Annotated in this window: 18 protein-coding genes and 1 pseudogene; 10 read left to right on the top strand and 9 right to left on the bottom strand. The window is 61.0% G+C overall.

Annotated elements, in window-relative coordinates; genetic code table 11:
• Position 1: 1 nt before the first annotated feature.
• Positions 2-940: a carbohydrate kinase family protein gene (locus tag ACQY47_RS28400; protein ID WP_428553941.1), complete on the top strand. Its 939-nt coding sequence runs from the start codon at positions 2-4 to the stop codon at positions 938-940.
• Between the two features lie 100 nt (positions 941-1,040).
• A complete protein-coding gene (locus tag ACQY47_RS28395; RefSeq protein WP_428553938.1) occupies positions 1,041-1,301 on the top strand; it encodes a DUF2790 domain-containing protein in 261 nt (86 codons plus the stop codon).
• Between the two features lie 73 nt (positions 1,302-1,374).
• On the opposite strand, the gene ACQY47_RS28390 is transcribed toward ACQY47_RS28395, so the two are convergent.
• Entirely contained in the window at positions 1,375-1,641 is a 267-nt protein-coding gene (locus tag ACQY47_RS28390; protein WP_017135047.1) for a DUF1652 domain-containing protein, read from the bottom strand.
• 260 nt (positions 1,642-1,901) lie between these two features.
• Positions 1,902-2,900 (bottom strand): annotated as a pseudogene (gene ilvA / locus ACQY47_RS28385) (threonine ammonia-lyase, biosynthetic); the annotation flags it as partial.
• Between the two features lie 275 nt (positions 2,901-3,175).
• On the opposite strand from ilvA, the gene ACQY47_RS28380 reads away from it, so the two are divergent.
• Together ACQY47_RS28380 and map are read left to right on the top strand one after the other, a co-directional pair.
• Positions 3,176-3,376 (top strand): ParD-like family protein, encoded by a 201-nt coding sequence (locus tag ACQY47_RS28380; RefSeq protein ID WP_017135045.1) that lies wholly within the window; start codon positions 3,176-3,178, stop codon positions 3,374-3,376.
• Positions 3,376-4,125 (top strand): type I methionyl aminopeptidase, encoded by a 750-nt coding sequence (gene map / locus ACQY47_RS28375; protein ID WP_099548254.1) that lies wholly within the window; start codon positions 3,376-3,378, stop codon positions 4,123-4,125. Before ACQY47_RS28380 ends, map begins: the two co-directional genes overlap by 1 nt.
• Before the next feature lie 104 nt (positions 4,126-4,229).
• Here map and ACQY47_RS28370 read toward each other — a convergent pair whose 3' ends face one another.
• A complete protein-coding gene (locus ACQY47_RS28370; protein ID WP_170038443.1) occupies positions 4,230-5,168 on the bottom strand; it encodes a magnesium transporter CorA family protein in 939 nt (312 codons plus the stop codon).
• A gap of 6 nt (positions 5,169-5,174) precedes the next feature.
• Positions 5,175-6,761, bottom strand: a complete 1,587-nt coding sequence (locus ACQY47_RS28365; RefSeq protein WP_428553931.1) for a RimK family protein — start codon at positions 6,759-6,761, stop codon at positions 5,175-5,177.
• 94 nt (positions 6,762-6,855) lie between these two features.
• Between ACQY47_RS28365 and ACQY47_RS28360 the strand changes: the two genes are divergently transcribed.
• Positions 6,856-7,956, top strand: a complete 1,101-nt coding sequence (locus ACQY47_RS28360; protein ID WP_428553928.1) for a GNAT family N-acetyltransferase/peptidase C39 family protein — start codon at positions 6,856-6,858, stop codon at positions 7,954-7,956.
• On the opposite strand, the gene sfnG is transcribed toward ACQY47_RS28360, so the two are convergent.
• Positions 7,940-9,025 carry a dimethylsulfone monooxygenase SfnG gene (gene sfnG, locus ACQY47_RS28355; RefSeq protein WP_099548248.1) on the bottom strand — a complete coding sequence of 362 codons (1,086 nt, stop codon included), beginning with the start codon at positions 9,023-9,025 and terminating at the stop codon, positions 7,940-7,942. The genes ACQY47_RS28360 and sfnG overlap by 17 nt on opposite strands.
• Before the next feature lie 269 nt (positions 9,026-9,294).
• On the opposite strand from sfnG, the gene ACQY47_RS28350 reads away from it, so the two are divergent.
• Positions 9,295-10,533 carry an acyl-CoA dehydrogenase family protein gene (locus ACQY47_RS28350; protein WP_138453614.1) on the top strand — a complete coding sequence of 413 codons (1,239 nt, stop codon included), beginning with the start codon at positions 9,295-9,297 and terminating at the stop codon, positions 10,531-10,533.
• A gap of 122 nt (positions 10,534-10,655) precedes the next feature.
• On the opposite strand, the gene ACQY47_RS28345 is transcribed toward ACQY47_RS28350, so the two are convergent.
• Both ACQY47_RS28345 and ACQY47_RS28340 read right to left on the bottom strand, forming a co-directional pair.
• Positions 10,656-11,441 (bottom strand): sulfite exporter TauE/SafE family protein, encoded by a 786-nt coding sequence (locus tag ACQY47_RS28345; RefSeq protein ID WP_017135039.1) that lies wholly within the window; start codon positions 11,439-11,441, stop codon positions 10,656-10,658.
• 82 nt (positions 11,442-11,523) lie between these two features.
• Positions 11,524-12,303, bottom strand: coding sequence for a class I SAM-dependent methyltransferase (locus ACQY47_RS28340; RefSeq protein ID WP_236462526.1), 780 nt, complete (start codon positions 12,301-12,303; stop codon positions 11,524-11,526).
• Between the two features lie 135 nt (positions 12,304-12,438).
• Here ACQY47_RS28340 and ACQY47_RS28335 point away from each other — a divergent pair, with 135 nt between their 5' ends.
• The 3 genes from ACQY47_RS28335 to ACQY47_RS28325 are packed head-to-tail and all read left to right on the top strand — an operon-like array spanning position 12,439 to position 14,222.
• A complete protein-coding gene (locus ACQY47_RS28335) occupies positions 12,439-12,960 on the top strand; it encodes a DUF3455 domain-containing protein (protein ID WP_017135037.1) in 522 nt (173 codons plus the stop codon).
• 60 nt (positions 12,961-13,020) lie between these two features.
• Positions 13,021-13,548, top strand: coding sequence for a sigma-70 family RNA polymerase sigma factor (locus ACQY47_RS28330; RefSeq protein WP_236462529.1), 528 nt, complete (start codon positions 13,021-13,023; stop codon positions 13,546-13,548).
• A complete protein-coding gene (locus tag ACQY47_RS28325; protein ID WP_428553922.1) occupies positions 13,545-14,222 on the top strand; it encodes an anti-sigma factor in 678 nt (225 codons plus the stop codon). The genes ACQY47_RS28330 and ACQY47_RS28325 overlap by 4 nt, the downstream gene beginning before the upstream one ends.
• On the opposite strand, the gene ACQY47_RS28320 is transcribed toward ACQY47_RS28325, so the two are convergent.
• Positions 14,223-15,524 carry an ATP-binding protein gene (locus ACQY47_RS28320; protein ID WP_428553918.1) on the bottom strand — a complete coding sequence of 434 codons (1,302 nt, stop codon included), beginning with the start codon at positions 15,522-15,524 and terminating at the stop codon, positions 14,223-14,225.
• Between the two features lie 3 nt (positions 15,525-15,527).
• Positions 15,528-16,229, bottom strand: coding sequence for a response regulator transcription factor (locus ACQY47_RS28315; RefSeq protein WP_017135033.1), 702 nt, complete (start codon positions 16,227-16,229; stop codon positions 15,528-15,530).
• Between the two features lie 351 nt (positions 16,230-16,580).
• Between ACQY47_RS28315 and ACQY47_RS28310 the strand changes: the two genes are divergently transcribed.
• The gene (locus ACQY47_RS28310; protein ID WP_428553913.1) at positions 16,581-17,735 is read left to right on the top strand and encodes an efflux RND transporter periplasmic adaptor subunit; all 1,155 of its coding nucleotides are present in this window, start codon (positions 16,581-16,583) and stop codon (positions 17,733-17,735) included.
• Positions 17,736-17,741 lie beyond the last annotated feature (6 nt).

Raw genomic sequence — 17,741 nt, 5'->3', positions numbered from 1 at the left:
TATGTATCTGGTGTGTGGCGAAGCGCTGTTCGATTTTTTCAGCGAGGAGGATGCCAGCGGGCAGGCTTCCAGGGTCAATTACAAGGCCATTGCCGGTGGTTCGCCGTTCAACGTGGCCGTGGGTTTGCGCCGCCTGGGCATTGAGTCCGCGCTGTTGGGTGGCGTGTCCAACGACTTCCTTGGCCAGCGCTTGCTGCAAGTGCTCAAGGACGAAGGCGTCAGCCAGCAGTTTCTGCTTGAGTTTGCCGCGCCAACCACCCTGGCGATGGTTGCCGTGGGCGCCAATGGCTCACCGCAATACAGCTTTCGCGGTGAAGGCTGCGCCGATCGGCAACTGGCGGTTGAGCATCTTCCGACCTTGGGCGATGAGGTTCGTGGCGTACATATCGGCTCGTTTTCGCTGGTGGTGCAGCCGATCGGCGACACCCTGCTGAGCCTGGTCAAGCGCGAAAGCGGCAAGCGCCTGATCAGCCTGGACCCCAATGTGCGGCTCAACCCGCAACCGGATATCCAGCTGTGGCGTGAGCGCGTGGCCGAGTTGGTCAAGCATGCCGACCTGATTAAAGTCAGCGATGAAGACCTGCACCTGCTCTACCCCGACCAGTCGCCCGAGAGCGTGCTGCAAGGCTGGTTGCAGTACCGTTGCCAATTGGTGTTCCTCACCCGTGGCGGCGATGGCGCCAGCGTGTTCAGCCGCCAGCACGGCAGTTGGTCGCAACCTGCGGTCAAGGTGGTGATGGCCGATACGGTGGGCGCCGGCGACACCTTCCAGGCCGCGTTGATTGCCTGGTTGACCGAGCAGCAGCTGGATTCGATTGACGGCCTGCAACAGCTGACACGCGCGCAGATCGACAGCATGCTGGGCTTCGCGATCCGCGCCGCCGCGCTGACCTGCAGCAAGACCGGGCCGGACCTGCCGTATCGCCAGCAGTTGGGCTGAAGCCTGGGTTTCATGAAGGTTTTGTCAGCCAAGGCAAAATTAATCGATGGTTAATCCCGCAAGCCGAGAGTGAAATTGAACTCACTTGCGGAGCACCACCATGAAACTGCGTACCTTGTTATTCACCGCCACCCTGGCCCTTGCCGCGGTGTCGGGGATGGCCCAGGCCGACACCGCCGTCAAGCCTGTGCAGTATCAATACGGCATGCCCTTGAACGTCGACAAAGTGATCGCCATGCACGAGGAAGACACCGAGGTGTGCAAGGTGATCAACGCCGATATCAAGTTCGTGGACAAAGCCGGGAAGATCGAAGATGTGGGCTACCGAAAAATGTCCGAAGCCTGCGATTTTCAGAATTGAAACACACCGCATTGGGCCTGGCGTTTACCAGGCCCACAGGTCGTCGGTGAATGACTCTCAAACACTTGACTGACTAGTAGCCGCGCCCCGCCACTCTTTGCTGAGCAGGCGCTTGAGTGTGCTTGAGGTCTTCGCGCAACCCGCTGATCAGGTTGCAAATGGCTCGACTGCTGTCGAGTTTTTCCGCGTTGATACCTTTGACTTCCAAATCCACCCGGTCACGGTCGCGGTCGTCATACACCTTGATCGTCAACGAGGCGTCTTCGGCTTTGGTGCATTCGCACCGCTTGGGCAAGAAACTTCCTTCAATAATACTGCGTAGCTCTAGTTCCGAAAGCATGGCCAACCTCTCCTTTTTTGAGACTGCCAACAGATTTTTAGGTACAGATATTCAGGTACGGTGCAGGCGCGTGCCTGCGGCGTCTTACCGACCCTGGCAGACGCTTTCATTCATCAGCCTACTCGGCAAAATCCATTCTCGTTGTAACCTTTCCTCATAAGCGCCGCGCTGACGTATATAAATCTGTTTACCCCGCGTGAATTATCGTCGAACCGCGTCGATTAAACGTTTATGCACTAAGTTACACTTTGCGCCGCTACTCTCTCCGCAACATGTCGCAAACTATCAAAGTTGATATTGGCCCCTGAGTTCACTGCCACCAAGGTCTGCCCGCGCACGCCGTTTTGGCTGACGTACTTGCGAACGCCCGCCACCGCCAGTGCGCCTGAAGGCTCAGTGATGGAGCGCGTATCGTCGTAGATCAACTTGATGGCGCTGCACAGTTCGTCATTGCTGACGGTGATCACTTCATCGACCCAATCGCGGCAGATCTCAAAGCCATAGGCGCCGATCTGCGCCACCGCGGTGCCATCGGCAAACCCGTCGACACTGGGCAGCACCACCCGCTCACCGGCGCGCAAGGCCGCCAGCAGGCAACTGGAACCCTCGGGTTCGACGCCGACAATGCGCACCTCGGGCCGCAGGTATTTGACATAGGCGGCAATCCCGGCGATCAGGCCGCCGCCGCCCACCGGCACGAAGATCGCGTGCAGCGGGCCTTGCTGCTGGCGCAGTATTTCCATGGCCACTGTGCCTTGGCCGGCGATCACATCGGGGTCATCGAACGGCGAAACAAAGGTGCAACCCGACGCCTCGGCCAACTGCAATGCGTGGGCCAGGGCAAACGGAAAGCTTTCGCCATGCAACACCGCCTCGGCGCCACGGGAGCGCACGCCCAGCACCTTCAATTCCGGCGTGCTGCACGGCATGACGATGCGGGCCTTGATGCCCAGTTCCCGCGCCGCCAATGCCACGCCCTGCGCATGATTACCCGCCGAGGCGGTCACCACCCCACGGGCTTTCTGCTCATCGCCGAGTTGCACCAGCTTGTTGTAGGCGCCACGGATCTTGAAGGAAAACGTCGGCTGCAAATCTTCCCGCTTGAGCAGCACTTGGTTGCCCAATAGCGCCGACAACGCAGGCGCCGATTGCAAGGGCGTGCGCACTGCCACGTCGTAAACCGGTGCGGCGAGGATCTTTTTCACGTAGTGCTCAAGCAGCCCGGTATTGGCGGTTTGCGCGGCGCGGTGGGTACTCATGGGCGTCTCCTGGTGTTGGTGTGCTGCCCAGGAGTCGGAAAAACAAAACCCGCCTCTAGGGCGGGTTTGGGTGCAGCCGTGTGCTATCCCGCCAAATGAGGAATGGCGGTAATAATAATGCTCGACTGGCGGCGCAAGGCTGGAAAGGTCATGCACCGAAATTAACCGGCGGTGACTGGGCAAGTCAATGGCCTGTGGCCATTTAGCGGGTTGGGGTTTACGAGAGATATACGAAACGTATACGCTTTGTATATCCATCTAACACAGTGAAACCCATGGGCATCGTCAAGATTACCGACCAACTGCACGAACAGCTTCGCCTGGCCAGCGCCGCCATGGACCGCTCCATCAATGCCCAGGCCGAGTTCTGGATCAAGATCGGCCTGTTGGCCGAACTCAACCCGCACCTGCCCTACAACGAGCTGATCAACAAGCTGTTACTGGACAAACCCGACCTGATCCGAGGGCGCGGCTGATGATCAAGACACCCGCACAACTGGCCGTGATGCGCGAATCCGGACGCCTGCTGGCCCAGGTATTCAGCATGCTCGACGGTTTTGTCGCCGCCGGACGTTCGACCCTGGAGCTGGACAGCGCCGTCGAAACCTTCATCCGTAACGAACTCAAAGCCCGGCCGGCGAGTCTTGGGCAATACGACTACCCCTTTTGCATCAACACCTCGATCAACGAAGTGGTGTGTCATGGCATGCCCAGTGCCAAGGATGTGTTGAAAGACGGCGACATCATCAACATCGACATCACCCTGGAAAAAGGCGGTTTTATCGCTGACTCCAGCAAGATGTACATGATTGGCAGCGTGGCGCCCAAGGCCCGGCGCCTGGTGGAACAGACCTTCGAAGCCATGTGGGCCGGCATTCGCCAGGTTCGCCCCGGCGCACGCCTGGGCGATATCGGCCATGCGATCCAGAGCCATGCGCAAGCCAACGGCTACAGCGTGGTGCGTGAGTATTGCGGCCACGGCATCGGCCGGCAGATGCACGAGGAACCCCAAGTGTTGCACTTCGGCCGCCCCGGCACCGGGCTGGAACTGCGCGAAGGCATGGTGTTTACCATCGAGCCGATGCTCAACCAGGGCAGCGCCAAGGTGCGCGACCTCAAGGATGGCTGGACGGTGGTGACCAAGGACAACAGCCTGTCGGCGCAGTGGGAGCATACTGTTGCGGTGACGGCGGACGGCTTTGAAGTGCTGACACTGCAACCGTAAACCTGTGGGAGCTGGCTTGCCTGCGATAGCATCGACTGTGTGTCACTGACACACCGAGGCGCCGGCATCGCAGGCAAGCCAGCTCCCACAGGAGGAATCCGTGTTCACGCGCGGCTGGCGCCGCCTGCGATGCGTTTTAGCCCGAACACCATCAACCCCGCCCCAACGCCCATCGCCACCATCAACAGCGGGTACGACACCCACCACGGCGTGCCCGCCGTCATCATGCTGAACTCCGACATGCCGCCCACGCTGGCGATCAGGTTGAGCGGCAGAAACACCACGTTGATCAACGTCAGCTTGCGCAGCAGGTTGTTCATGCTGTTGTTCATCAGGTTGCCGCGTGCATCGATCAGCCCGGAAAACACGTTGGAGTAGATCTCCGCCTGCTTGTAGCACTGGTGGTTCTCAATGATCAGGTCATCGATCAACCCCAGCACCTCGGCGCTGAAATGCTCCTTTTCCGCGTGGTTGCGCAACCGCGACAACACCGCGCCATTGCTGTGCAGCGCGTTGATGTAATAGATCAGGCTTTCACTGAGGTTAAACATCTGCATCAGGTGCTGGTTGCTCATCGACGCATTGAACTGTTGCTGCAACTCCCGCGCCACCAGCTTGATCACCTTGAGGTGGCCCAGGTAGTGGTGAATGTTGTTAAGCAGCAAGTCGAGCAGCACATCCAGCGGGGTATGCAACGGCCGGCGTGCGCCGAGCCCGGAGAGTGGGGTGTCATCCGTGGCGATCACCAACAGGCGGCCGGGCGAAAACAATAGCCCGCAGGAGGCCACTTCGAACATCAGGCTGCCGCCGCCCGAGTAGTTCTCCGGGCGTTTCCAGATCAGGAATAGGTTATCGGGGTGAAACTCGATGCGTGAGACTTCATCCGGGTCAAGCGCCGAAGCCAGGGCGTGCTCGTCGAGTTTGTGATGGTCGCGCAACCACTCGCGCTCGGCCGCGTCCGGGTTGTTGAACAGCATGATTGCAGCGTCGTCCTTGTCCGCCTTGCACAGTTTTCCGTCGGTCAGTTCAAAGCGCTGAATCATCGCGCGTCACCAGCCCTGGCCCTGGCGTTTCAACTCCAATCGCCGTACAAACTCCTCCAGCACCAGCGCATACAGGTCGTCTTGCAAATAGGCATCTTCGATACCGGCGTCCATATTGGGGTTGTCGTTGACCTCGATCACCACCACTTTGTCGCCGGACTGCTTGAGGTCGACACCGTAGAGGCCGTCGCCGATCAGGTTGGCGGTTTTTACCGCCAGTTCCACCACTGCCTTGGGCGCTTCATGAACCGCCAGGGTGCGGCATTCACCGTTGATGTCCTGGCCGATAGCCTTGTGGTTATAAATCTGCCAGTGGCCCTTGGACATGAAGTATTGGCAGGCAAAGATCGGCTTGCGGTTGAGCACACCGATGCGCCAGTCGTACTCGGTGTAGAAAAACTCCTGGGCCAGCAGCAGCACAGAGTGTTCGAACAACTCGGCGGTGGCCTTGAGCAGGGCTTCCTGGCTTTCCACCTTGATTACGCCGCGCGAGAAGCAGCCGTCGGGGATCTTCAACACCAGCGGGAAACCCAGGCGCTCGCCGACCCTTTCGAAATCTTGCGGTCGCTCCTTGTAGAGAATCTCGGTGGCGGGCATGCCCAGTTGATGGCTGTTGAGCAGGTCAGTGAGGTAGACCTTGTTGGTACAGCGCAGGATCGATGCCGGGTCGTCCATGACCACCAGGCCTTCGCTTTCGGCTTTTTTGGCAAAGCGATAGGTGTGGTTGTCGACACTGGTGGTCTCGCGGATCAGCAAGGCGTCGTACTCGGCCAGCCGTGAGTAATCCTTACGCTCGATCAGTTCCACATCGATGCCCAGCCCTTTGCCGACCCGCACGAAGTTTTCCAGGGCGCGAGCATTGGACGGCGGCAGTTGCTCCTGCGGGTCGTGAAGAATCGCCAGGTCATACCGCGCCAAGCGGCGTGAGCGCGGCTGGCGCCAGATCTTGCGGCTGAAGTTGTCGAGGGCGTGGGCGAACTGGTCTTCCTGGTCATCGCGCAACTTGTGCAAGACCCCGGACTTGACCCCGTCGATGTGCCAGCCATTGTGTTTGCGAAACTCAACTAACAAGATTGGGCACGGGAAGGTTTCAAATAACTGGCGGGCCAACTCTTGCAGCGGCTCTATATTGGTTCGACCAAAATAAAGTGTCAGGGTAAAGCCTTCGGTATTGCTGTAAAGGTGATGACTCAAGGCTTTATCGAGGGTTTTATCCAGGTCATCCAGTGACAAGCCATACAGCGACTTTTTAGTCAGTTCACTGATGGTGCGTACCGACGGAATCACCTTGTGCGCGCGCGCTTCGGCCAACAACGAGCAGTAGTAGCCGTGGCCCAGGTACTTGTAACTGCGGCACAGATTGATCACCTGCACACGCTTGCCCGTCTCGCTTTCACGGGCTTGTTCAAGGTATTCCTGGGCGGTCACGATGTCTTCGCTGGGGAAGTAAGAGGCCCAATCTTCCTTGCGTTCGACAATGATCACCACTTGGCTGGAACCTTTGCTTGCGACCGAAAAATAACCGCTGGAAGTTATTGTCGCCGCGACGTTTTGCTCGGATACTTCACGCCAATGACCTTGTACCGCTGACATAATATTTGATCCGCTTTAGAGAACTCGACCTTTTCTATTAAGCACGATCTTTTAGAGAAGTCCCGTTTCGTTACGCAACTTTTACGGCGGTTATATGGCTCTTTCCTTTCGCGTTGCAACCCCTGCTGATGTGCCTGAATTGGTCGCACTGGAACAGCACTGTTTCACCACCGACCGGCTCTCGTTGCGCAGTTTCCAGTGGATGATCAGCCGTGCCCATGGCCAGTTGCTGGTGGCGGAAAATGATGCGCAGTTGCAAGGTTATGCACTGGTGCTGTTCCATCGCGGCACTTCATTGGCGCGCCTGTACTCCATCGCCATCGCCGAGCGTGCGCGCGGCATGGGCTTGGGCAAGCAATTGCTGACGCGCATCGAGGCCTGCGCCCTGGAACATGATTGCGCCTATCTGCGCCTGGAAGTACGCACCGACAACCCCGGCGCCCTGGCGCTGTACGAGCGCAACGGCTATCGCCGCTTTGCACTGATAAATGACTATTACGAAGATCACACCGCCGCTATTCGACTGGAAAAACGCATCCTCCAGCACCAGGTTGCACGCCCCCAGAGCGTGCCGTATTACCAACAGACCACCGACTTCACCTGTGGCGCCGCATGCCTGCTGATGGCCATGGGCGCGTTGCTGGCAGGTCGCGTGGCCGGGCGGCGCGAAGAGCTGCAGATCTGGCGCGAAGCCACCACCGTGTTCATGACCGCAGGCCATGGCGGCTGCAGCCCGCAAGGCTTGGCTTTGGCGGCCTGGCGCCGGGGTTTTCGGGTGCGTATGCAGGTGAATGTGCGCGGGCCGTTGTTTCTGGATGGCGTGCGCGACCAGCACAAAAAGGACGTGATGCGCTTAGTGCATGAGGCGTTTGAAGAGGAATTGGTCGGCAGCGACGTCGAACAGGTATTCGGCGGCGCGCTGGATTTACCGCAGGTATTGCAGGCTGGCGGGCAGCCGCTGGTACTGATCAGCAGCTACCGCCTCACCCGTTCCAAGTCGCCACATTGGGTGATGGTCACCGACTGCGATGAAGAGTTCGTCTACCTGCACGACCCCGACGTGGACCACAGCCAGCATCGCCAATCCCTGGACTGCCAGCATCTGCCGGTCAGCCATGGGGAGTTCGAGCGCATGTGCCGTTTTGGCAATAACAAATTGCGCGCGGCCGTCGTGTTGTTTAAGCCACCTGCTTGACGCCGGCCTTGGCTTCCAGCTCGCGCACCAGCGGCAGGACGCGCTGGCCGAAGTATTCGACCTCTTCCTGAAAATGCAGGAAGCCAGCCAGTATCAGGTCCACGCCCACAGCCTTGAGCGCGACTATGCGCTCGGCGATCTGCTGCGGCGTGCCAATCAGGTTGGTCTTGAAGCCGTCGTTGTATTGCACCAGGTCCTCAAAGCTGGACTTGGCCCAGTTGCCCTCGCCTTCCGGTGAGGCCTTGCCCGCCTGTTTGGCCGCATCGCCAAACGCATTCACCGCTTCGGGGTCGGCCTTGTCGATGATTTCGGCGAGCACAGCGCGGGCTTCTTCTTCGGTGTCGCGGGCGATCACAAACGCGTTTACACCCACTTTCACCGAATGGTGATTGGCCGCGGCCTTGATGCGGAGATCGTCAACCTGGGCCTTGATGCCTTCGGGCGTGTTGCCGTTGGTGAAGTACCAGTCCGACACGCGTGCCGCCATGTCCCGCGCCGCCCGTGAGCTGCCGCCCTGGAACACTTCCGGCTGGCCGAGTGGCTTGGGTTTGAGGCTGTAATTGTTGAAGCGGTAGAAGTCGCCCTTGAAAGTGAAATCGTCCTGGCTCCAGATGCCTTTGAGGGCACGGATAAACTCCTCGGAACGGCGATAACGTTCGTCATGTTCCAGCCAGGGTTCGCCGATGGCCTGGAATTCGCCCTTGAACCAGCCACTGACGATATTCACCGCGATGCGCCCATTGGTGAGCTGGTCGATGGTCGCCAGCTGCTTGGCCGCCAGCGCCGGCTGCCAAGGGCCAGGCAGGATCGCGGCGATCACCTTGAGCCTAGTGGTCGCCGCCAGCAACGCATGGCTGAACGCTACAGACTCATGCTGATTGTCGGCACCGTAGCCGGCGGTGAAGCGAATTTGCGTCAGGCCATATTCGAAGCCGGCCGCCTCGGCCAACTGCGCGAGCTTGCGGTTGTAGTCGATGCCCCAGTGCGTGCGCTGTTCGATCTTGCTGACCACCAGCCCACCGCTGACGTTGGGCACCCAATAGGCAAATTTCACGGCTTGCTGACTCATCTGGCAGTACCTCGCACGAAAGAAGGATGTAACCAGGCTTGAGCAGCAAGCGTGCCAGACATCATCAAAGCGCCACCCCACGGGCGTTGCGGCGTATATCGCTGTGGTTTTTGCCAAGCCGGCGAATGTCGCGGATGGCCTTGTTTTGTCGATTTACTGTTGCTGGGGCAACAGCAGTTTGGATCCATCCCCAGTAAATACGGGCTGCGCCGCCCGGCACGGACTATGCAATCAGCTCACCATTGATCACTGCCCAGGAGCCGTATCCCATGACCGAGCAACATGTCATCAACCCGCTGTCCATCGGCGTCGATTACCCCACACTTGCCGCGCGCTTTCGGCCGATCTTCCAGCGCATCGCCGAAGGTGCCGTGGCACGTGAACAAGCGCGCGCCCTGCCCTATGAGCCGATTGAGTGGCTCAAACACGCAGGGTTCGGCGCGGTGCGGGTGCCGGTGGAATACGGCGGTGGCGGCGCGTCCCTGCCGCAATTGTTTGAGCTGCTGATCGAACTGGCGGCGGCCGACTCCAATGTGCCCCAGGCGCTGCGCGGGCACTTCGCCTTTGCCGAAGACCGCCTGAACGCGCCACCCAGCGCGGGGCGCGACCTGTGGTTCAAGCGGTTTGTCGACGGCGATATCGTCGGTTGCGCCTGGACCGAAATCGGCACTGTGGCCATCGGCGATGTGGTCACTCAGGTCAGCCCGGATGGCGATCACTGGAAGCTCAACGGCGAAAAGTTCTACAGCACCGGGAGCATTTTCTCCGACTGGATCGACGTGTACGCCCAGCGCAGCGACACCGGCGCCGACGTGATCGCCGCCACCCGCACGCACCAGCCCGGCGTGGTGCAACGTGATGACTGGGACGGGTTCGGCCAACGCACCACGGGCAGCGGCACTACACGGTTTACCGATGCGGTGGTTGAGGCCGACAACGTGATCGACTTCGCCACCCGCTTCAAATACCAGACCGCGTTTTACCAGTTGGTGCTGCTGGCGAGCCTGGCCGGTATTGGCCGTGCGGCGCTCAACGACGTGGCGCAGCAGGTGCGCAGCCGCAAACGCATCTACAGCCATGGCAATGCCGCCCATGTCAGCCAGGACCCGCAGGTGCAGCAAGTGGTGGGCGAAGTGGCCGCGCTGGTGTATGCCGCCGAGGCCAGTGCGTTGAAAGCTGCGGTGCCGGCGCAACGGGCTTACTTGGCAAGATTTGCCGGGGATGAGGTGGCTGAGCGTGAGGCAAACGTGGCTGCCGAGATTGAATCGGCGACAGCGCAGGTGGTGGTGTCGGAGTTGATTCAGCGGGCTACCAGTGAGCTGTTCAATGCGCTGGGTGCGTCGGATGTGCGCCAGGGTAAAGCGCTGGATCGCCATTGGCGCAATGCGCGGACCGTGTCGTCGCATAACCCGGTGATCTACAAGGCGCGGATCGTGGGGGATTGGGTGATCAATGGAACCGAGCCGCCGTTTGTGTGGCAGATCGGGAATGGGCCTGGCAAAGCGTAATTGATCGTTCCCACGCTCTGCGTGGGCATGCATCCTGTGACGCTCCGCGTCACGGCTTCAAGAGCGGGACGCAGAGCGTCCGGGGTGGCATTCCCACGCAGAGCGTGGGAACGATCCACCACTCAGAACGCGAGCTTATACCCGATGGTCATCAACATAATCGCCAGACACGGTCGCAACACGCCGTCCGGGACTTTGCCGGTCATGTGGCTGCCCAGGTAAATCCCCGGCAACGACCCCATCAGCAAAAAGCCCAGCAAGTGCCAGTCCATATTGCCCATGCTGGCATGCCCCAGGCCCGCCACCAGGGTCAGCGGCACGGCGTGGGCGATCTCGGTGCCGACCAGACGCCGCGTGGCCAGGAACGGATACAAGATAAACAACGCCACAGTCCCGAGGGCACCCGCGCCGATAGAGGTCAACGCAACCATGGTGCCCAGGATCGCGCCGGTGACGACTGTGAGTGCGTTGAGGTTGCGCGGACTCATGTGGTAATCATCGCCCGCATGCCGCTGGGCGAACGCCAACAGGCTTTTCTTGAACAGGATCGCCAGCGCCGTCAGCAGCAGCACAAAGCCCAGCGCCTGCTTGATCACTGCATTCATCGCGCTGGGATCAGTGTGCAGGCTGGCCAGGAACCACAGCGTCAAAAGCACCGCCGGCACGCTGCCCAAGGTCAGCCAGCCAGTGATGGTCCAGTCGATATTGCGGTTTTTGCTGTGTACCAGCACCCCACCGGATTTGGTGATGGCGGCGTATAACAAGTCAGTGCCCACGGCGGTGGCCGGGTTGATGCCGAACCACAACAGGATCGGCGTCATCAGGGACCCGCCGCCGACACCGGTCATGCCGACGATAAAACCAACGATCAGGCCAGCGACTACAAAACCAAAATTGCCCACATCCATTACAACTACCCGCGGCCTTATAAAATTCTGGCCGCAGGATAGCGATTTTTCTTATAACGACTTATATCAATATGATCTGACTTTATGCTTTTTCTGTCAGACGATGGCAGACATAGGCCTGGGTCTGATACGGAAACGCCACAGTGTCACGCCCGCGCAGCGCCGGGTGAGTGTTGATCAGCCCGCGTAATTGCTCGGTCACCGTGGCCTTTTGCGCGGCCGGTAGCGCCGCGATAAAGCTCACAGACAGAAAGCGATCCATGATCACTTCCTGGGGGCTGCCCACATGCTGATAGGCAAAACAGCTCATTTGCGGCGCGGAAAAATACCCACCGGTGAAGGCTTCGCGCCAATGCCCTGTATGAAAACGCGGCGTGTCGCCTTCATAGGGCGTAATGATTTCGGTGATGGCCGCAACCCAGTCCACTGACTCATCGCGCACATTCCACACCAGCCCCAGGCGCCCGTCAGGCTTGAGCACGCGGTGGATCTCTGCCAGTGCGGCCTCGGTTGCGAACCAGTGGAAGGCTTGCGCGCACACCAGCGCATCGGCGCTGGCCTCCGGCAAAGGGATAGCGTCAGCGGTGCCGCTGAGCAGGCGTACATCCGGCAACAGTTTGCTCAGTTGCGCGCCCATGGCCTCGACCGGCTCGACGGCAATCAGGCTGGGCGCCAGGGTGCTGAGCAAACGGGTGAACTTGCCGGTGCCGGCCCCCAGGTCGATCACGGTCGACTGTGCGTTGATACGCAGTGTATCGGTCAGCCAGCCGGTGAGTTGGCGTGGGTAGTCCGGTCGACCTTGGGCGTAGGTGGCGGCCTGGGTCGAGAAACCTTGTTGAGCAGACGTGTGAACACCAGTCATTGCGAGGTTCTCCTCGGGGGCGGGCGCACAGTGTGCGCCCTCTGAGGTTTATTTTCTAACCCGTGCATCCAATCGTGCGCCTCGCGTGTAGTCCTTGCAGTCACCCCGCTGTTTTACTCAAATGGAGCACTACCCATGAACGCTAAAACACTGTTCTGCCTTGCGGCTGCACTCACCGTTGCGCCTGCGGCTTTCGCCCAGACCGGCTTGCCGGACAGCATCAAGGTGCCGGACGGGCACAAGATTGCGATGGAAACCACCGGGGTCGGCGAAATCACCTACGAATGCCGCGACAAAGCCAACGCCGTCGGCCAGACCGAATGGTTCTTTGTCGGCCCCAAAGCCGTGTTGAATGATCGCAGCGGCAAGCCGGTGGGCAACTACTTCGGCCCGCCCGCCACCTGGCAGGCCCAGGATGGCTCGAAAATCACCGGCACCCAACTGGCGGTAGCGCCTTCGAGTGCAGGCAACCTGCCCTATCAGCTGGTCAAGGCCAACCCGGCCGAAGGTAAAGGTGCCATGAGTGGCGTCAGTTACATCCAGCGTGTTGCCCTTAAAGGCGGCGTGGCGCCGAGCAGCGAATGCACAGCGGCGAACAAAGGCCAGCAGGCCGTGGTGAAGTACCAGGCCGACTACATTTTCTGGGCAGCCAACTGAGTAAACTCGGCTACGCTGCCTGTGGCGAGCGCGCTCGCCACAGGACTCAGCCCTTTAAGGATGCCGTGTTTGTTTGATTACGAAACCTGCCTGGCGGCGTGTGCCCGTGGCGACCAACGCGCCTTGCGCCAACTCTATGCCGAGGACAGCAGCCGCTTGCTCGGCGTGGCGTTGCGCATTGTGCGTGACAAAGCCCTGGCCGAAGATGTCGTGCATGACGCGTTTATCAAGGTCTGGCGCGGCGCCGGCAGTTTCGACCCAAGCCGTGGTTCGGCGCGGGGCTGGGTGTTCAGCATCACCCGGCACCTGGCGCTCAATGCCGTGCGCAATCACTACCGGGAGGTGGCATTGAGCGACGAACACGAGCAGCTCGCCGCCCCCAATGACAGCTTCGAATTCAGCGCCCGAGAAGGTCAGGTGTACCGCTGCCTGGAACAACTCGACCCGACCCGTCGCACGTGCATCCTTCACGCCTATGTCGACGGTTATTCCCACAGCGAAATCGCCCGGAAACTGGACACGCCCCTGGGCACCGTCAAAGCCTGGATCAAACGGAGCCTCGTCGCGCTGCGCGAGTGCATGGCATGAGCAACCCACTGGATGAACTCGCCAGCGAATACGTGCTGGGCACCCTGCCCGCCGAGCAACGCGCCGAGGTCGAGCAACGCCTGAAACATGACAGCGAGCTGCGTGCGGCGGTAGATGCCTGGGAGCAGCGCCTGCTGCCGCTGACCGCCTTGGCCGAACCCGTGCCGCCGTCCGCGCAACTGTGGCGGCGCATCGAACGCAGCACGGCAAACAACCAGGACGCCGGTGTGCCTTGGTGGAACCTGCTGGCACTCTGGCGTGGGTTGGCCGGCGCAGGCCTGGTGACCACACTGGTGTTGGCGGCCCTGCTGTTGACCCGCCCGCCCGTAGCCGATCCGACGTTTGTGGTGGTGTTGGTTGCACCACAGAACCAGGCACCCGGCTGGGTGATCCAGGCCAGCCATGATCAGCAGATCCAACTGATTCCGTTGGGGGTGATGGAGGTGCCGAGCGACAAAGCCCTGCAATTCTGGACCAAGGGCGATGGCTGGCAGGCTCCGGTATCATTGGGGCTGGTCAAGCCTGGGCAAACGCTCTCGGTGCCGCTGGACAAGCTGCCGCCGCTCACGCCCAACCAGCTGTTCGAGCTGACCCTGGAAGACCCTCGCGGTTCACCGACCGGCAAGCCGACCGGGCCGATCCAGGCCATCGGCCGCGCGGTCAAAGTGCTCTGATCAACCTGCGCTGGGCAACCACACCCTGAACCGTGCCCCGCCCAGGGGCGAGGCCAGGGCCGCCAATGTGCCGCCCTGGGCTTCCATGGCGCGCCGGCTGATCGCCAGGCCAAGGCCAAAGCCGCCAGTGGCGCGGTCGCGGCTGCGGTCCAGGCGATAGAAGGGTTCGAAGATACGCTCGCGCTGCTCAACGGGAATGCCGATGCCGTCATCGTCCACCCATATTTCACAGCCATCGGCACACACCTTGACCCCAACCTGAATGCGCTTGTCGCAATAGCGCGTGGCATTGCGCAACAGGTTCTGCAATGCCCGGGCCGTGAGGCGCGGGTCGAGGCTGAAACGCTCCACCGCGCAGTCAAGCGCCACGTCGATGACGATCTCGGGGTTTTCCAGTTCGTCATCGACGCTGCCCAGCACGCTGTCGATAAACTCGTCGAGCACCACGTCGACCCGCTCCGGCAACTGCGCCGGGTTTTGCAGGCGGCTGTAGGAAAGCAATTCCAGCACCAGCTCGTCCAGTTCGCGTATATGCGCCACCAGGCTTTGCAGGCGCTCGCGGCTGGCCTGGGGCAAGTCTTCGGACAGCGCCAGGGCCAAGCCGAAGTCCAGGCGCGTCAGCGGCGTGCGCAGTTCGTGGGACACCGCGTTGAGCAAGTCGCGCTGCTGGTTGAGCAGGCCTTCGATGTCGTCGGCCATGGTGTCGAACACCGACGCCAGGCTGCCGATGTTGGAGCTGGCGGGAATCTGCGTTCGCTCGCTGAGGTTGCCCCGACCCAGTTGCGCGGCGGTGCTTTTCAGGCGCTCCAGGTCACGCCAGTGCGGGCGCAGCCAGAACAGCAGGCAGGCGAGCAAGGCCGCGCCAATCAGTACGTTCATCGACCAGTACAGCAGGTTCATGTCCAGCGGGTCCGGGGGGATGCTCAGTTTCACCGCAAACTGCTGGTTGATCGGCGAACTGATGTCTTCCATCCAGCCCCACTCGCCCAGGCGGATCACCGGCTTGCCGTGCTCCAGCAGTTGCTCCTCCTCGGGTGTATAGCTGGCGTCCTGGCGCAGCAGCAACTTGACTTGCAGCGGTGCGAAATCCCGGTTCAGTTGCTCGGTCACGTGCGACCAATGCTCCACCGGCGCGCGCAGATACTGCTTGACGATAAGCTTTTGCAGGCCACGGGTCTGCTCGATGTTGTAGTCCATGTAGCGGTGTTCAAACAGCTGGATCACCAACTTGGGAATCAGGAATATCGCGGCACTGAAGGTAATGATGGTGACCAGATAGAGGCGCAGCAGTACACGAAACATGGATCAGCATTCCCACTCGGAACGGCTGAACAGGTAGCCCTTGCCCCACACGGTCTTGATCTTGCGCGCCTCCCCGGCGTGGTCGTCGAACTTGCGGCGCAGCTTGGAGATGGCCACGTCCACCGAACGGTCGGTGCCGTTGAACTCGATACCGCGCAAACGTTGCAGGATCTGGTCGCGGCTGAGCACTTCACCGGCGTGCCGGGCCAGCACCACCAGCAGGTTGTACTCGCCGCTGGACAGCTCCACCGCCTGCTCGCGCCAGGTCACGGTGCGCTCCGACAGGTCGATGCACAGGTTGCCCATGACGATCTGGTCGTTGGCCACCTGTGGCTCGGACAAACTGCTGCGGCGCAGCAAGGTGCGTACACGGGCGAGCAGCACACGTGGCTCGCAAGGCTTGGTGACATAATCGTCGGCGCCCATCTCCAGGCCCAGCACCTGATCGTGGCTGTCATCGCGGGCGGTGAGCATCAGAATCGGCAGGCCCGCCGAGTCGGCACGCAGCAGGCGGCACACCTGCAAGCCGTCGAGACCGGGCAGCATCAGGTCGAGGATCACCAGGTCCGGCGGGTTCAGGCGCGCCCGTTCGCGCACATGGTCGCCACGGCTGAGCACGTTGACGTGGTAGCCATTGCGTTCCAGGTAGCTGGCAATCAGCTCGGAGAGTGCGGCGTCGTCTTCCACCAGGAGGATGTTGGGCATGGTGTTTCCAAATAATACTGTTTGTCGGCGGTACGCAGACCCTTGTGGGAGCGGGCCTGTGTGGGAGCTGGCTTGTGTGGGAGCTGGCTTGCCTGCGATAGCATCGCCTCGTTCTCTATGAAAGACCGAGGTGCCTGCATCGCGGGCAAGCCCGGCTCCCACATAAGCCCGGCTCCCACACAGGCCCGGTTTTCACATTTGATCTTTGCTGTTTGCAGGATTGTGCAAGGATATACGCCCTCAAGCGACTATGGGCCGCACCTTACACTTCTTCACACACGGCCTACACAGCTTCACAGCACCAAGGCGCAGGTGTCTTTAGGATGCGCCAGTCAATATTGGGATATGAGCATGTCGAAGAATCTGTTTGCGCCATTTTGCCTGCTGGCCCTGACGCTGGCCCTGAGTGGCTGTGGCCAGTCGGCCGATGAAGCGCCAGAGGCGCCACTGGCCAAAGTGCGCATCGAAACCCTGCTGGCCTTGCCCCTCTCGATCACCAGCGAATTGAGCGGGCGTATCGCCGCGCCGCGCATTGCCGAAGTGCGCGCACGGGTCGCCGGCGTGGTCATGCAGCGGGTCTTCAAGGAAGGCCACGACGTAAAACAGGGTGATGTGCTGTTTCGCATCGACCCCGCGCCGTTCAAGGCCGACCTGGACAGTGCCCAGGCCAACCTGAGCAAGGCTGAAGCCAACGCATTCCAGGCGCGTCTGCAGGAGCAGCGCTACAGCCAGTTGGTCGAAGGCAACGCCATCAGCGGCCAGGACTACGACAACGCCCGCGCCGCCGTGCGCCAGACCAACGCCGAAGTCGCCGCCAACAAGGCCGCGGTCGAACGCGCGCGGTTGAACCTGGGCTACGCCACCGTCACCGCACCGATTTCCGGGCGCATCGGCCGTGCGTTGGTGACCGAAGGTGCGCTGGTCGGCCAGAACGAGGCCACGCCGCTGGCGATTATCCAGCAACTGGACCCGATCCACGCCGACCTCACCCAGTCGACCCGCGAACTCAATGACCTGCGCCGCGCCTTCCGCGCCGGCAGCTTGAAGCAGGTCGGCCAGGACCAGGCCAAGGCCACGCTGATCCAGGACGACGGCAGCCTGTACCCGTTGCCGGGCAAGCTGCTGTTTGCGGAAATCAGCGTCGACCCGGGCACCGGGCAGATCATCCTGCGCAGCGAGTTCCCCAACCCGGACCTCGACCTGTTGCCGGGCAGCTTTGTGCGTGTGCGCCTCGAACAGGCCGTGGACAAGCAAGGTCTCAGCGTGCCGCAACGCGCCATTACGCGTGACAGCGCCGGCATCCCGATGGTGCTGCTGTTGGACGCCGAGCAAACCGTCAGCCAGCAGCCGGTGGAACTGGGCGCGGTGATTGAAGACCGCTGGATCGTCAGCAGCGGCCTCAAGCCCGGTGACCGCATCGTTGTCGAAGGCCTGCAACACGCGCGCCCCGGTGAAAAAGTCGAAGTGGACGACAGCCCTGCCTCCGGCCAGCCAGTCAAGGAATAACCCGCC

The sequence above is a fragment of the Pseudomonas edaphica genome (genome assembly GCF_965277385.1).
Classification (GTDB): Bacteria; Pseudomonadota; Gammaproteobacteria; order Pseudomonadales; family Pseudomonadaceae; genus Aquipseudomonas; species Aquipseudomonas edaphica.
The sequence above is the reverse complement of the archived record's forward strand: the minus strand, read 5'-3'. Positions and strand labels throughout refer to the sequence as shown.

Bases quoted from the DNA above. Each gene is read 5' to 3' on its own strand.
- ACQY47_RS28315 (WP_017135033.1), bottom strand. From the start codon at position 16,229: ATGCCCAACATCCTCCTGGTGGAAGACGACGCCGCACTCTCCGAGCTG.
- ACQY47_RS28335 (WP_017135037.1), top strand. From the start codon at position 12,439: ATGAACGCTAAAACACTGTTCTGCCTTGCGGCTGCACTCACCGTTGCG.
- ACQY47_RS28365 (WP_428553931.1), bottom strand. From the start codon at position 6,761: ATGTCAGCGGTACAAGGTCATTGGCGTGAAGTATCCGAGCAAAACGTC.
- ACQY47_RS28360 (WP_428553928.1), top strand. From the start codon at position 6,856: ATGGCTCTTTCCTTTCGCGTTGCAACCCCTGCTGATGTGCCTGAATTG.
- ACQY47_RS28340 (WP_236462526.1), bottom strand. From the start codon at position 12,303: ATGACTGGTGTTCACACGTCTGCTCAACAAGGTTTCTCGACCCAGGCC.
- ACQY47_RS28395 (WP_428553938.1), top strand. From the start codon at position 1,041: ATGAAACTGCGTACCTTGTTATTCACCGCCACCCTGGCCCTTGCCGCG.
- ACQY47_RS28320 (WP_428553918.1), bottom strand. From the start codon at position 15,524: ATGTTTCGTGTACTGCTGCGCCTCTATCTGGTCACCATCATTACCTTC.
- ACQY47_RS28325 (WP_428553922.1), top strand. From the start codon at position 13,545: ATGAGCAACCCACTGGATGAACTCGCCAGCGAATACGTGCTGGGCACC.
- ACQY47_RS28380 (WP_017135045.1), top strand. From the start codon at position 3,176: ATGGGCATCGTCAAGATTACCGACCAACTGCACGAACAGCTTCGCCTG.
- ACQY47_RS28345 (WP_017135039.1), bottom strand. From the start codon at position 11,441: ATGGATGTGGGCAATTTTGGTTTTGTAGTCGCTGGCCTGATCGTTGGT.
- ACQY47_RS28400 (WP_428553941.1), top strand. From the start codon at position 2: ATGTATCTGGTGTGTGGCGAAGCGCTGTTCGATTTTTTCAGCGAGGAG.
- ACQY47_RS28370 (WP_170038443.1), bottom strand. From the start codon at position 5,168: ATGATTCAGCGCTTTGAACTGACCGACGGAAAACTGTGCAAGGCGGAC.
- ACQY47_RS28350 (WP_138453614.1), top strand. From the start codon at position 9,295: ATGACCGAGCAACATGTCATCAACCCGCTGTCCATCGGCGTCGATTAC.
- sfnG (WP_099548248.1), bottom strand. From the start codon at position 9,025: ATGAGTCAGCAAGCCGTGAAATTTGCCTATTGGGTGCCCAACGTCAGC.
- ACQY47_RS28390 (WP_017135047.1), bottom strand. From the start codon at position 1,641: ATGCTTTCGGAACTAGAGCTACGCAGTATTATTGAAGGAAGTTTCTTG.
- ACQY47_RS28330 (WP_236462529.1), top strand. From the start codon at position 13,021: ATGCCGTGTTTGTTTGATTACGAAACCTGCCTGGCGGCGTGTGCCCGT.
- ACQY47_RS28310 (WP_428553913.1), top strand. From the start codon at position 16,581: ATGTCGAAGAATCTGTTTGCGCCATTTTGCCTGCTGGCCCTGACGCTG.
- map (WP_099548254.1), top strand. From the start codon at position 3,376: ATGATCAAGACACCCGCACAACTGGCCGTGATGCGCGAATCCGGACGC.